12 protein-coding genes and 1 pseudogene are annotated in these 13,940 nt (G+C 64.8%); 10 read left to right on the top strand and 3 right to left on the bottom strand.

Annotation, left to right across the window (positions count from 1 at the left end; translation table 11 throughout):
* Position 1: 1 nt before the first annotated feature.
* Together AC1ROK_RS09135 and AC1ROK_RS09130 are read right to left on the bottom strand one after the other, a co-directional pair.
* Positions 2-943, bottom strand: coding sequence for a DUF6384 family protein (locus tag AC1ROK_RS09135; protein WP_492845994.1), 942 nt, complete (start codon positions 941-943; stop codon positions 2-4).
* Between the two features lie 24 nt (positions 944-967).
* Positions 968-2,155 carry a cell surface protein gene (locus tag AC1ROK_RS09130; RefSeq protein WP_492845992.1) on the bottom strand — a complete coding sequence of 396 codons (1,188 nt, stop codon included), beginning with the start codon at positions 2,153-2,155 and terminating at the stop codon, positions 968-970.
* 237 nt (positions 2,156-2,392) lie between these two features.
* Here AC1ROK_RS09130 and AC1ROK_RS09125 point away from each other — a divergent pair, with 237 nt between their 5' ends.
* The 10 genes and pseudogenes from AC1ROK_RS09125 to AC1ROK_RS09080 all read left to right on the top strand — a co-directional run.
* Positions 2,393-2,854, top strand: coding sequence for an SRPBCC family protein (locus tag AC1ROK_RS09125; RefSeq protein WP_492845990.1), 462 nt, complete (start codon positions 2,393-2,395; stop codon positions 2,852-2,854).
* Positions 2,855-3,057: 203 nt separating this feature from the next.
* Positions 3,058-4,050, top strand: coding sequence for a BMP family lipoprotein (locus tag AC1ROK_RS09120; protein WP_492845989.1), 993 nt, complete (start codon positions 3,058-3,060; stop codon positions 4,048-4,050).
* Positions 4,051-4,123: 73 nt separating this feature from the next.
* Positions 4,124-5,698 carry an ABC transporter ATP-binding protein gene (locus AC1ROK_RS09115; protein ID WP_492845987.1) on the top strand — a complete coding sequence of 525 codons (1,575 nt, stop codon included), beginning with the start codon at positions 4,124-4,126 and terminating at the stop codon, positions 5,696-5,698.
* Complete coding sequence (locus AC1ROK_RS09110; RefSeq protein ID WP_492845985.1) at positions 5,695-6,831, top strand: ABC transporter permease; 1,137 nt, start codon at positions 5,695-5,697, stop codon at positions 6,829-6,831. Before AC1ROK_RS09115 ends, AC1ROK_RS09110 begins: the two co-directional genes overlap by 4 nt.
* Before the next feature lie 3 nt (positions 6,832-6,834).
* Positions 6,835-7,800 carry an ABC transporter permease gene (locus AC1ROK_RS09105; RefSeq protein WP_492845983.1) on the top strand — a complete coding sequence of 322 codons (966 nt, stop codon included), beginning with the start codon at positions 6,835-6,837 and terminating at the stop codon, positions 7,798-7,800.
* Positions 7,801-7,958: 158 nt separating this feature from the next.
* On the top strand, positions 7,959-8,366 hold the full coding sequence (locus AC1ROK_RS09100) for a cytidine deaminase (RefSeq protein ID WP_492845981.1): 408 nt from the start codon (positions 7,959-7,961) through the stop codon (positions 8,364-8,366).
* Between the two features lie 59 nt (positions 8,367-8,425).
* A complete protein-coding gene (gene deoC / locus AC1ROK_RS09095) occupies positions 8,426-9,463 on the top strand; it encodes a deoxyribose-phosphate aldolase (RefSeq protein WP_492845979.1) in 1,038 nt (345 codons plus the stop codon).
* Between the two features lie 30 nt (positions 9,464-9,493).
* Positions 9,494-9,931, top strand: coding sequence for a hypothetical protein (locus tag AC1ROK_RS09090; RefSeq protein WP_492845977.1), 438 nt, complete (start codon positions 9,494-9,496; stop codon positions 9,929-9,931).
* Positions 9,928-12,300 carry an aldehyde dehydrogenase family protein gene (locus tag AC1ROK_RS09085; RefSeq protein ID WP_492845975.1) on the top strand — a complete coding sequence of 791 codons (2,373 nt, stop codon included), beginning with the start codon at positions 9,928-9,930 and terminating at the stop codon, positions 12,298-12,300. The genes AC1ROK_RS09090 and AC1ROK_RS09085 overlap by 4 nt, the downstream gene beginning before the upstream one ends.
* A gap of 107 nt (positions 12,301-12,407) precedes the next feature.
* Positions 12,408-12,716 (top strand): annotated as a pseudogene (locus AC1ROK_RS09080) (endonuclease domain-containing protein); the annotation flags it as partial.
* Positions 12,717-12,888: 172 nt separating this feature from the next.
* Here AC1ROK_RS09080 and AC1ROK_RS09075 read toward each other — a convergent pair.
* Positions 12,889-13,932, bottom strand: a complete 1,044-nt coding sequence (locus AC1ROK_RS09075) for an FUSC family protein (RefSeq protein WP_492845973.1) — start codon at positions 13,930-13,932, stop codon at positions 12,889-12,891.
* Between the last annotated feature and the right edge of the window lie 8 nt (positions 13,933-13,940).

The following is a 13,940-nucleotide window of genomic DNA, read 5'->3' as shown; positions in this document are numbered from 1 at the left end:
GCTACCACCGCGTTACCGCCCCGCCCAGAACGGGCATGACATAGTCGACGTCAAGGAAGCCGTATTCCTTCAATCCCAGGATGTTGCGCTGCAGGATGCCGTCATCCTTCTTGTCGTTCTCTACCGAGCGGTAGGTGCTTTCCGGCACCCGCACGCCCCAGATGGCGACGTTCTCGGTCTCGCCGTTTTCCTCGTTGGTGACCGGCAGCGTCAGCGGCTTGCCGTCATCGCCGATCGCCTCGACTACCACGTAGTAGTTGGTCGCCGCGGTATTGATCTCGGGGAAGGTCCAGAACCCGGTTTTCTGCCCCTCGCGGTTGACGATCCGCAACTGGTATTCCTGCCGGATCTGGTCGCGCAGCCCGGTGAGCGAGGCGATCGCCTGCTCGGCCCCGGTGCGGTCGCCTTCGGCCGCGGCGGTCTTGCCGCGCGTCCGCACCTGCTCGGCCTCGGTCACCGCCTGCTGCACCTTGGTCTCTTCGAAGATCGACTGGTACAGCGCATCCATCTGGGCCGGCAGCTTCTCGCTGAGCTCGACCCGGGCCCCTTCGACCTGTGCCTGTTGGTATGGCCGGTAGGCGAAGAAATACCCACCCAGCCCCACCACCAGGATCAGCGCGATCGCCAGCGCTGCCGGGCCCCATTTCTTGCGGCCGACATAGAGCTTGGCGAGGCTGACGCCGAGGCTCGGCTTGGGCGGCGTGTAGACGAAGCGGCTCTCGTCGAGCGCCTTCACGCCCTCCATCAGCACCGCATCGGTCACTTCGATGCCCTGCTGCTGATAGATTTCACGCAGCTTTTCGATCAGCTGCTTCTCGCGGGCATCGCCCGCGAGTTCGCGTTCGACCAGGTCCTGCCGGTGACGGAGCGTGTCGACCACGTCCATCGCCAGCATTACCTCGTCCAGCGGGGCCTTCTCGGCGGTCGCCGTCGTCGTGCTCATGTTCGAGCCCGTTCGCGCTCCAAATCAGGCCTTCTTTTCTTCGAGGATCAGCGCGTTGCCATCGGCAGCCAACTGGGCAAGACGGCGCTTCCCGTCCTCGACCGCGTCGCGGATCTCGGCCGAGTTCTTGGTCGCCGCTTCGCGCATCTCGTTGATGATGACGCGCGACTTCTCCTGGAAGGTCACCACCGAGTCGACCAGCTTCTTGACCGCGTCGGCGCGGATGGTCGGGCCGTAACCGGCCTTCACCGCGGCTTCGCCCACCCGGTCGCCGATCTCCGAAAGCGTCTCGAGGCTCTTGGACATGCCTTCCTTCATCGCGTTCAGCGTCTCGGTCGATTCATGCAGGCCGAACAGTCCGGTGAACGAAGCGCTGAGCGCGGTGAACACCGTCTCATTGGTCGAAAAGAACGAGATCGCCTGCTGGTAGACCCGCTCCTTGGCCTGCGTCGTCTGCATCAGCCGCGCCATCACCACCTCCGACGTGGAGTAGGAGATGGTCAGGTTGTCGCTCAGATCCTTGGCGATCTGGTAGCGGCGTTCCTCGTTCTGCAGGTCGCGCAGCTTCTCGTCGCGGTCCATCTCGAGTTTGGCGCGGTCGGCCGGGGTGCCGGTGGTAAACGCTGCAAGCGCATCGCCCGCCGCCTTCAGGATCGCCTTCTTGTCGTCGAGCTTCTTGGTTGCGACGTCGAGCAGCTCGAGCGCCATCACTTCGGATTGCTTCAGCGCCCCGCGGAAATCGCGGTAGGCCTCGAGGATGGTGTGCTCGCGGTCGACCTGGTTCTTGGTCTCCTTGGAGACGTCGAGATAGATGTTGCGGATCTTGTCGAAGCGCGAGGCGATGTCGCCGCGGCTGACCTTCATCCAGACGTTGGAAACCCGCTCCATCAGGTCGAGCTTGCCGTCGTCGAGCTGGTCGACCATGCCCTTGGCATCGTCGCGGATCGAGTTGAAGCCGTTGGTGATGTCTTCGTAGCGCTCGCCGACATTCATCGCCGCGACCTGGCTGCGCACCACTTCATTGAAGGCGCTCGCCTGGGTCAGCGTGCGGCCGATCAGGATGACCTTGTTCTCGTCGAGTCCGGTGATCTCGTTCAACAGGCCGGTAATCGGCTGCTCACCGGCCTGCTCGGGCCAAATGCCGAGCTGCTTGATCGCCCCCATCGCCTTGTCGAGATACTGCAGGGGCTTTTCCATCACTTCAGTGGCCATTTGGATGCGTTTCCCTCTATCGGTCACCTTGGGGTGACATGATTCACGTTCTCGGCGTCAGTTGCCAATCTTGCTTATATCGGCCCCGCCTGTTTTGCGCGATATGGTGCTTAAAAGCCTCACGAAAAGAGCATTGCGAGAAGTTTGCGGCAACCGTTGCAGCGCTGCCGCGGTTGTCCATCCGGATCCCGCGCACTAGCTTGGTTTGAGACGGCACAATGGCGAGGAAATGACGGCATGGAATTCGGCGGCAGGTACCTCGTCTCGGCGCCCCGGCAGCGGGTCTGGCAGGCGCTCAACGACACCCAGGTGCTCAAGGCCATCATTCCGGGCTGCCGCCGCATCGACTGGACCGGCGAAACCACGCTCGAGCTGGAGATCGAGGTCAATCTCGGCCTGATGCAGCCGGTGTTTTCCGGTGATCTGGAGCTGCGCGACGTCGTCCCGGCCGAAAGCTACACCCTCGCCGGCAAGGGCCGCGGCGGCCTGCTCGGCAAGGCCGAAGCCGCCGCCGACATCGTGCTTTCCGATGCCGGCCCGCATACCCAACTGGTGTTCACCGCCAATGGCGGCGCTGATGGCGGCATCATGAAGCTCGGCAAATCCCTGATCGGCAACTCCGCCCAGAAGCTCATCGACGGCTTTTTCAAGCGCTTCGGCGAAGCCATGGGCGTCGAGGTGAAGCCGATCGCCGGTTGATCTCCCGCAGGCAAGCGCTTGGGCTGCGGCGGCCGCCAGTTCCTGCCGAGATAAACCTTCCCGCACGAATTTTGCCCACTTGGTCAAAATTTGCGCAGCGCCCTCTTGCAGAGCGCCGGTTTGCAGGATTGTATTCCTCCCAACGCGCCGGGCTGTCAGGGCGGCATGTGCCGTTGCCGGACGCGATACAGGGAGACTGATCCATGAACTATTTCACCAAGCGCATTTCTGCGCTCGCGGCTGGCGTGGCGCTGTCGGTGCTCGCCGCTGGTGTTGCGCTCGCCGATCCGGCGGTCATCTATGACCTGGGCGGCAAGTTCGACAAATCCTTCAACGAGGCGGCCTATAACGGCGCCGAGGCCTGGAAGAAGGAAACCGGTGGCAGCTTCACCGATCTCGAGCTGCAGAACGATGCGCAGCGCGAGCAGGCGCTCCGCCGCTTCGCCTCGCAGGGCGCCAACCCGATCGTGATGGCCGGCTTCTCCTGGGGCACCGCGCTCGCCACTGTCGCCGCCGAGTTCCCCGATACCCATTTCGTGGTGATCGACGCCGTTGTCGATGCGCCGAATGTGCAGTCGATCATCTTCGACGAGCACACCGGCTCGTTCCTTGTCGGCGCCATCGCCGCGCTGAAGTCGCAGACCGGCACCGTGGGCTTCGTGGGCGGCATGGACGTGCCGATCATCCACAAGTTCTACTGTGGTTACCAGCAGGGCGCCAAGGCTGCCAAACCCGACGTGAAGGTCATCGAAAACTACACCGGCACCACCCCGGCCGCCTGGAATGATCCGGTCACCGCCGGTGAACTGACCAAGGCGCAGTTCGATGCCGGCGCCGACGTGGTCTTCGCCGCCGCCGGCGGTTCGGGCCTCGGCGTGCTGCAGGCCGCTGCTGACGCTGGCAAGTTCTCGATCGGCGTCGACAGCAACCAGAACTACCTGCACCCCGGCTCCGTGCTGACCTCGATGCAAAAGCGTGTCGACGTCGCGGTGCAGAACGCCCTGACCGACGCGAACTTCAAGCCGGGCCTCACCGTCCTCGGCCTCAAGGAAAACGGCGTCGGCTATGCGCTGGACGACAACAACAAGGCGCTGATCACCGACGACATCAAGACGGCGGTCGACAAGTTCTCGGCTGACATCCAGTCGGGCGCGATCACCGTCCACGACTACACCGCCGACAACACCTGCCCGTAAGGTCCCCCGCGTGACCGAACCCGTGCAGAACGGCGACAATCAGCAGCGGTCCCAAGGGGCCGCTGCATCCGATTTGGCCCAGTCTGATCTGGCGATCGAGCTGATCGGCATCAACAAGCGCTTCGGCGCCGTGCATGCCAACAAGGACATCGACCTCAAGGTCCGTCGCGGCACGGTGCACGGCATCGTCGGCGAGAACGGCGCCGGCAAGTCGACGCTGATGTCGATCCTTTATGGCTTCTACACTGCCGATAGCGGCGAGATCCGCGTCAACGGCACTCCCCATGCCATCACCGACAGCCGCCACGCGCTGGCGCTCGGCATCGGCATGGTGCACCAGCACTTCATGCTGGTCGACAATTTCTCGATCCTCGAGAACGTCGTGCTCGGCGCCGAGGATAGCGCCCTGCTGGGCCCCAGCCTCGATCGCGCCAGGAAGGAACTGACGCGCCTCGCCAAGGAATATCGGCTCGACGTCAATCCCGATGCCATCATCGAGGATGTTTCCGTCGGCACCCAGCAGCGCGTCGAAATCCTTAAGGCGCTGTATCGTGGCGCCGATGTGCTGATCCTCGATGAACCGACGGGCGTGCTCACCCCGGCCGAGGCGGACGATCTGTTCCGCGTGCTCCGCACCCTGCGTGACCAGGGCAAGACCATCATCCTCATCACCCACAAGCTGCGCGAGATCATGGCCATTACCGACTACGTGTCGGTGATGCGTCAGGGCGCCATGGTGGATACGCTCAAGACCTCGGAGACCAACCCCGAGCAGCTCGCCGAGCTGATGGTCGGCCGCCATGTGCTGCTGCGCGTCGAAAAGTCCGCCGCCAAGCCGGGTGACACCTTCCTGTCGGTCGAGAATCTGGTGGTCAAGGACGACCTCGGCGTTACCCGGGTCAAGGATGTGAGTTTCACCGTGCGAGCCGGCGAGATCGTCGGCATCGCCGGCGTCGCGGGCAACGGGCAGTCCGAACTGCTCGAATCCATTTCCGGCATGCGCGACCAGACGAGCGGCATTGTCCGTTTGAAGGGCACGCCACTCTCGCTCGAAGGCGATGACGGCGCGCATCGCGCCCGTAAGGCCGGCCTCGCCCACGTGCCGGAAGACCGGCAACGCATGGGCCTGATCACCGCCTTCGAGGAGTGGGAAAACGCCATGCTCGGCTACGAGGACGATCCCGTCTACGGCAAGGGCGTCCTGCTCGACATTCCCGCTGCGCGGGCGAAGGCCCGCGAGCGAATCCAGCAGTTCGACATCCGCCCCGCCAACGAGCGGCTGAAGACCGCCAACTTCTCCGGCGGTAACCAGCAGAAGATCGTGCTGGCGCGCGAGATGTCGTCGGATCCCGAGGTGCTGATCGTCGGCCAGCCGACCCGCGGCGTCGATATCGGCGCGATCGAGTTCATCCACAATCAGATCATCAAGATGCGTGATGCCGGCAAGGCGATCCTTGTCGTCTCGGTCGAACTCGACGAAATCCGCTCGCTCGCCGACCGCATCCTCGTGATGTTCGATGGCCACATCGTCGGCGAAGCCGACCCCGCCACCGCCACCGAAGGCGAGCTTGGCCTGATGATGGCCGGCGTTACCGACAAGAAGGCGGCACCCCAGGCGCGCGTCGCGGCCGAAGGACAAGTGCCATGAGTAGCGCCATCCTCAAACCGCTGCCGCGCTGGGCCGACGTGGTCCTGTTGCCGCTCCTCAATCTGGCGCTCGCTTTCATCGTTTCGGGCCTTGTCGTTCTTGCCATCGGGCAGGATCCGCTGGCGGCGCTCAATGCCATCGTCACCGGCGCCTTCGGCAACGGCTACAATTTCGGCTACACGCTCTACTACTCGACCAACTTCATCTTCACCGGCCTCGCCGTGGCGGTCGCCGCGCATGCTGGGCTGTTCAACATCGGCGGCAACGGCCAGGCCTATATCGCCGGCCTCGGCGTCATCGCGGTGGCGCTGCCGCTGCAGTTCCTGCCCTGGTGGATTACCTTCCCGATCGCCATCGTCGCCGGTGCGGCAGTGGGTGGGCTGTGGGGCTTCATCCCGGGCTGGCTGCAGGCCAAGCGCGGTTCGCACGTCGTCATCACCACCATCATGTTCAACTTCATCGCCGCGGCGATCATGGTCTACATGGTGGTGAACGTGTTGAAGCCGGCCGGTATCCTCGCGCCCGAATCCGCGATGATCGCCCCCGAGGGGCGCATGCCGAAACTCGGCGCCTTCATCCCGTGGTTCAAGAATACCGATGTCAATTTCACGCTGCTTCTGGCGCTCGTCTGCCTCGTCGGCGCCTACATCCTGATCTGGCATACCCGCTTCGGCTTCGCCATGCGGGCGTTGGGGCAGAACTCGACCGCCACCCGCTATGCCGGCATGTCGAACAGCCGCATCATCATGATCGTCATGACCATGTCCGGCGCGCTCGCCGGCATGGTGGCGGTCAACCAGGTGGTCGGCGTACAGTACCGGCTGGTGCTCGATTACGTCGCCGATGCCGGTTTCGTCGGGATCGCCGTGGCACTGATGGGCCGCAATCACCCGATCGGCATCCTCCTCGCCGCGGTGCTGTTCGGTGCGCTCTACCAGGGCGGCAACGAGCTGCAATATGTCATCCCGGGGTTATCGAAGGAAATGGTCGTCGTCATCCAGGCGCTGGTCATCCTGTTCACCGGCGCCATGGAAGGGCTGTTCCGCCCCGGCCTGCAGCGCATCTTCATGACGTTGTCGCCACGCCAAAGGGCGGCCGCCATCGAAGCCAACAGCGTCAAGTCGGGGAGCTGAGCCATGGACCTTGGTCTCATCCTCTCCACCCTCGACGCGACGCTCCGGCTGTCGACGCCGCTGCTGCTCGCCTGTCTCGCCGGGCTCTACTCCGAGCGGGCCGGCGTGTTCGATATCGGCCTTGAGGGCAAGATGTTGGCCTCGGCTTTCGCTGCGGCTGCGGTCGCGGCGGTCACCGCCAATGTCTGGCTGGGCCTGCTCGCCGGCCTTGCCGTCTCGATCACCACGGCGGGCCTCCAGGGCGCCGCTGCCATCACGCTCAAGGGCAACCAACTGATCGCCGGTGTCGCCATCAACATGCTGGCCGCCGGCCTCACCACCTTCCTCGGCATCCAGTGGTTCGGGCAGGGCGGGCGCACCCCCCAGCTCAAGGCCGGCGAACGCTTCACGGACATCACGCTGCCGTTCGCCGACGAACTGCAGGGTATCCCCGTGCTCGGCCCGATCTACCACGACCTGATCTCCGGCCATAACCTGCTCGTCTACATCGCCTTCCTTGCCGTGCCGATCACCTGGTTCGTGCTGTTCCGCACCCGCTTCGGCCTCCGCCTTCGCGCTGTTGGCGAGAACCCCAAAGCGGTCGACACCGCTGGCATCTCGGTCACCAAGCTGCGCTATCAGGCGGTGCTGATCACCGGGTTCCTCTGCGGCCTCGCCGGGGCGTTCTTCTCGATCGCCCAGGGTTCCGGCTTCGGCAACAACATGACCGCCGGCAAGGGCTTTATCGCGCTCGCCGCGCTGATCTTCGCCAAGTGGAAACCGGTGCCGGCAATGTTCACCTGCCTGCTGTTCGGTTTCCTCGATGCGCTGCAGATCCGCCTGCAGGGCGCCGAGATTTTCGGCGTCGGCGTACCCGTCCAGGCCATTCAGGCGCTGCCTTACCTGCTGACGGTGATCCTCCTGGCCGGCTTCATCGGCAAGGCCGTCGGCCCCAAGGCCGGTGGCGTCGCCTACACCAAGGAACGCTGAGTTGGGCTCCGTCTCGCACCGGGCACCGGCCCCCACCTCCCCCTCGACGGGGGAGGCAAGCGAAGCTTGTGAGCAGAGCGAACTAGCGCAGCTCGGAGGGGGTGCGCGGAGCCAGCGTGCCTGCGTCGCACACAGAAGCCCTCAGCAGAAGATCGACCATGCCGCACCCTAAGGACACCGAACTCCTCGCTGCCGCCGAAGCCGTTCGCGCCAAGGCCTACGCGCCCTACTCGAACTTCCACGTCGGCACCGCCATCCTTGCCGATGACGGCAGGATCTATGTCGGCTGCAATGTCGAGAACGCCGCCTATCCGATCGGCAACTGCGCCGAGCCCTCGGCCATTGCCGCCATGCTCGCCGGCGGCGCCAAGCGCATCAAGCGCGTCTACACCACCGGCCCGGGCACAACGCCCGTCACCCCGTGCGGCGGCTGCCGCCAGCGCATCCGCGAGTTCGCCGATCAGGATGTCGTCGTCGTCTCGCACGGCATCGACGGCACGCCGCTCGAGCAGACCATCGCACAGCTTCTCCCGCACTCTTTCGGCCCCGAGTTTTTGGGCCGATAATGGCAGTCAGCAAAGTGCCGCAAAATCCCGCTAAGGGTCCGCGGCAAGGAGGCCATCCCATGGAATTGCGCGTCGTCGATCAACCGGCTGGGACCAAGCCGGCAGCCGCAGCCAAATCGAAAGACCCCGCTGGGTCGCCCGCTGGCTCCCATCGCCGCAATCCCGGCTTCCCGCTCGATCTCGATTGGGTCGAACGCGTGCGCATGAACCGTTCGGCGCTCGAGCGTCGCGCGTCGACGCTGCCGGCCCGCCGTACGGTGAAGAAGGACTGGCAGGCCGCCTGGCTGTTGAAGGCCATCACCCTGATGGACCTGACGACGCTCAATTCCGACGATACCCCCGGCCGCGTCGAGCGGCTCTGCGCGAAGGCCCGCCACCCGGTCCGGCAGGACATCATCGATGGCCTGGGCGTCGCCGACCTCCAGGTGAAACCGGCAGCCGTTTGCGTCTACCACTCCTTCGTCAAGACCGCCGTCGAGGCGCTGAAGGGCACCGGCATCAATGTCGCGGCAGTCTCCACGGCGTTCCCGCACGGCCTCGCGCCGCTGAGCACGCGCCTCGCCGAGATCGAAGCCTCGGTGGCTGACGGCGCCAGCGAGATCGATATCGTCATCGAGCGCGGCATGGTGCTGCGCGGCGATTGGCAGGCGCTCTATGACGAGGTCCGCGCCATGCGCAAGGCCTGCGGCGATGCCCACATCAAGACAATCCTCGGCACCGGCGAACTGGCGACGCAGACCAATGTCGCCAAGGCCTCGCTGGTGTGCATGCTGGCCGGCGCCGATTTCATAAAAACCTCGACCGGCAAGGAAAAGGTCAACGCCAACCTGCAGACCTCGCTGTCGATGGTGCGGATGATCCGCTGGTTCCACGAGGAAACCGGCATCGAGATCGGCTACAAGCCGGCCGGCGGCATCGCCACGGCGAAGCTGTCGCTCGATTACATGGCGCTGATCAAGGAAGAGCTCGGCACCCACTGGCTGCGGCCCCACCTGTTCAGGTTCGGCGCGTCGAGCCTGCTCACGGACATCGAGCGGCAGCTTGAACACACGCTGACCGGCCACTATGCCGCCGATTACCGGATGCCGATGGTCTAGCCATCTCTTGCGAACTGAGGGGCAGTTGCGATGATGCGTGCTGTTGCGTACGCGGCTACACTCTGGCTCTCCTCGCTGGTGAGTTCCCTGGCGTGCCAGATCGACGCCGACTATCGGCCGCCGCCCTGGGAAGCGCAGATCGACAAGGCGTCCGTCGTCTTCATCGGACATGTGACGGCGATAAGGCCGAACGCGAAGCCAGGAGGTTGGCCAGACCGGGTGTTCTTCAGCGTTGAAACACCCGTTAGCGGTCAGCTAGGCCCGTCCTTCGAGGCTACGCAGGCAGGTGACGGCAATTGCGGCATCACGTTTCAAGTCGGAGATTGGGTCATTTTCGCCGGAGATTACGAGCTAGACCCGACGGTCTTCCTGGCTGATCCGCTTACAAGAGATCAGAAGATGAAGTTAGGCTACCTGAAAAAAATGCTCGCCAGGGCGGCGCACGATGCCGAGGGAAGAACGAAATGAACAAGATCGCTGAAATCTTCACCTCCCTCGACTATGGCCCGGCTCCCGAGTCCGCCGATGTGGCGCTGGCCTGGCTGAGCGCGCACGACAACACGTTCGGCCACTTCATCAACGGCGCCTGGACCAAGCCGGGCAAGACCTTTGCCTCTGAGAACCCCGCCAACGGCAAGAAGCTCGCCGACGTCACCGATGGCACCGCCGCCGACGTCGATGCGGCGGTGAAAGCCGCGCGTGCCGCGTTCCCGAAATGGTCGGCCCTCTCCGGCTACCAGCGCGGCAAGTACCTCTATGCCATCGCCCGGCTGATCCAGAAGCACAGCCGCCTGTTCGCGGTGCTCGAGACCATGGACAACGGCAAGCCGATCCGTGAGAGCCGCGACGTCGATATCCCGCTGGTGGCCCGGCATTTCTACCACCACGCCGGTTGGGCCCAGCACCTCGAGCGTGAGTTCCCCGATCACGTGCCCTATGGCGTCTGCGGCCAGATCATCCCGTGGAACTTCCCGCTGCTGATGCTGGCCTGGAAGATCGCCCCGGCACTCGCCGCCGGCAACACCGTGGTGCTGAAGCCGGCCGAGTTCACCTCGCTCACCGCGCTGCTGTTCGCCGAAATCTGCGACAAGGCGCACCTGCCCAAGGGCGTCGTCAACATCGTCACCGGCGAGGGCGATACCGGCGCCGCCATCACCGGCCACCCCGATATCGACAAGATCGCCTTCACCGGCTCGACCGAGGTGGGGAAGATCATTCGCCGCGCCACGGCCGGCACCGGCAAGGGCCTGTCGCTCGAGCTTGGCGGCAAGTCGCCCTACATCGTCTTCGACGATGCCGATATCGACAGCGCCATCGAGGGCCTCGTCGATACCATCTGGTTCAACCAGGGCCAGGTCTGCTGCGCCGGCTCGCGCCTCTTGGTCCAGGAATCGATCGAAGAACGCTTCATCGAAAAGCTGAAGAAGCGCATGTCGACCCTGCGGGTCGGCGATCCGCTCGACAAGGCGGTGGATATCGGCGCGCTGGTCGCTCCGGTGCAGGTCGAACGGGTCCGCGACCTGGTCAAGAAGGGCGTCGCCGAAGGCGGCCAGCTCTACGAGCCCGATATCGACGTGCCGGGCGGCGGCTGCTTCATCAAGCCGACACTGATCACCAATGTGTCGACCGCCAACATCGTCGCCAACGAGGAGATCTTCGGGCCGGTGCTGGTCGAGATGAGCTTCCGCACCCCCGAGGAGGCGGTAGCGCTGGCCAACAACACCCGCTACGGCCTCGCCGCCACGATCTGGACCGAGAACGTCAACCTCGCCCTCGACATCGCGCCCAAGCTCAAGGCCGGCGTGGTGTGGATCAACTCCACCAACAATTTCGACGCCGCCGTCGGTTTCGGTGGCTACAAGGAATCTGGCTTCGGCCGCGAAGGCGGCCGGGAAGGCATGGCCTTCTACCTCAAGGCGAAGTGGGAGAAGGAACTGAAGCCCTTCGTCGCCGCGACGCCCAAGCCAGCCAAGTCGGCCAATCCGCTCGACGATGCCGGCGGCATTGATCAGACCGCCAAGATGTATATCGCCGGCAAGCAGGCCCGTCCGGATTCCGGCTACTCGCGTCCGGTTCATGGACCCTCTGGCGCGCTGGTCGGCGAAGTCGGCGACGGCAATCGCAAGGATATCCGCAACGCCGTGGAAGCTGCGCGCGCCGCGCTCGGCTGGGCCACGACCTCAGCGCACAACCGCGCACAGATCCTCTATTTCCTCGCCGAGAACCTCGAGTACCGGGCCGACGAATTCGCTGCCCGCATCAAGGCGCAGACCGGTGAGGATGGCGCCGCCGAAGTTGCCGCCAGCGTCGAGCGCCTGTTTGCCTTCGCCGGCTGGGCCGACAAATATGATGGCGCGGTACACAACCCGCCGCAGCGCATGGTAGCGACAGCCATGGTCGAGGCGCTCGGCGCCATGGCTATCCTCGCCCCCCCGTCGCGGCCGCTGCTCGGGTCCATCGCGCTTGTCGCCCCAGCGCTCGCCATGGGTAACACCGTGGTGTTGGTGCCGTCCGAGAAATCGCCGCTGTCGATGACCGATTTCTACCAGGTGCTCGAAACCTCCGACGTGCCCTCTGGCGTCCTCAACATCGTCACCGGGGAAAGCAAGGTGCTGGCCAAGACGCTGGCCGAACACGACGGCATCGACGCCATCTGGTTCGCCGGCGACGCCGAAACCTCCGCCATGGTCGAAAAAGCCTCGGCCGGCAACGTCAAGCAAACCTGGACCAGCCGCGGCCTCTACTACGACCTGAGCGACAAGGCGAAATTCGAAGGCGACTACTTCCTGCGCCGTGCGACGCAGGTGAAGAACGTGTGGATCCCGTACGGGGCGTAAGGGCGGCATTGAGAACCTGCTGCAACCGGCCGTTGTGTGAGGGTCTCCCTCCCCGTTCTTAGGGGGAGGGGACAGGGGTGGGGGTCGGCCAGCGCCGGAGCCAGGGCATGAGCACAACGCGCGCGCGCCAGCTCCGCCGCGATCCGACGATGCCCGAACGCCACCTCTGGGCCATCCTCCACAGCTTCCGACAACGCGGCTATCACTTCCGCCGCCAGTACCCGATCGGTCCCTACTACGCCGATTTTGCCTGCATCCACGCCAAGCTGATCATCGAAGCCGACGGCGACAGCCACGCATCGCAGGTCGCCAACGATCGTGAGCGTGATGCCTTCCTCCGTGCCCGCGGTTTCCGCGTCCTGCGCCTGTGGAACAACGAGATCATGGGCAACGCCGAGGGTGTGTACGAGGTCATTGCCCAAGCACTGGCCGAAGTGCCCTCACTGACCCCCACTCCCCCTCAGAAGGGGGAGGGAGGCCCCGACTGCGAAAACAGCGGTCCGGCCTCAAGAATCTCTCCGCCCGCACCGGTGACAGCAGCTAACGTCTCCCTCCCCCGGTTGAGGGGGAGGGGACAAAGGGCGGGGGTCAGGCCGCACCGGCAACTGAGGGAGAAGCGGTGTCCGCCTTCCGCGGCAAAAACACCGCCTCCAGCAGCGACAGCAGCGCGATCGCCCCGACCATCGCTCCGCTCGTCAGCACCACGCGCTGCACCACCACTTCGAAGGCATCTCGGGCGCCGAAGGTCGACGACAGCAGCATCACCAGCGCCACCGAGCAGATGTACTGGTAGTAGAGCGGCCGGCTCTCCCCGGTCGTCATCTTGTCGATCAAGACGAAGGTGATCAGCGCGAGCAGCGCCACCAGCACCGGGAACTGCGGCACCACGTAGTAGATCGCCATGGCGCCCACTGCCACCACCGCGCCGACGATGGTGCCGCCGCCGCGGTCGATCAACTGCTGCAGCCGCCCGCCGCGATCCGGCTCGGCGCAGATGAAGGCCAGCATGATCGGCACGATCAGCAGGTTCATGTCGCCGGTCGCATAGGTGGCGATCATGATCGGCACGTAGACGGCGAGCCGGATCAGCAGCTCGGCGGCGGGGTTCTCGGTCTCGAACGGCTTCGGCTGCTCGACATGCACGCGGGTGGTCTGTGGCGGGAACAGGATGTTGAGCACCACCGCGGTCACCCCGACGATCAGGCCGCCCGTCGCCATCGAGTCGCGGATCGCCACCAGCGCCTGGTCGCTGTAGAGCACCGACATCGACATCATGGCGGGGAACACCGTCAGCATAACGCCCAGGCGTGAGCCCCTGAACAGCATCAGGCCGATGCCCGCCGCCGCCAGGGCCACGTTGACGATGACGAACAGCATCGGTTCGCTCACCGTCGCCGCCGCCAGCCAGCTGAACACGAACGCCATCACCGGCAGCATCACCGGGCCCATGAACGAGCGAAGGTTGAGCGCGCCGCGCTGGTTCGACATCAGGCTCATCCCCAGCACGACCGGCATCATCGGCTGCGTGACGCCGAGCGGGTCGGCGAGGATCACGCAGATCGCGACGCTGAGCGCGGTGCGGAGCGCCAGGTACGGATCCTCGTTGGGGTCGACGCGGGTCAGCTCTTCCATTTTCGCCT

It is taken from the genome of Devosia sp. GW821-FHT12F11 (genome assembly GCF_058806655.1).
The sequence above is the reverse complement of the archived record's forward strand: the minus strand, read 5'-3'. Positions and strand labels throughout refer to the sequence as shown.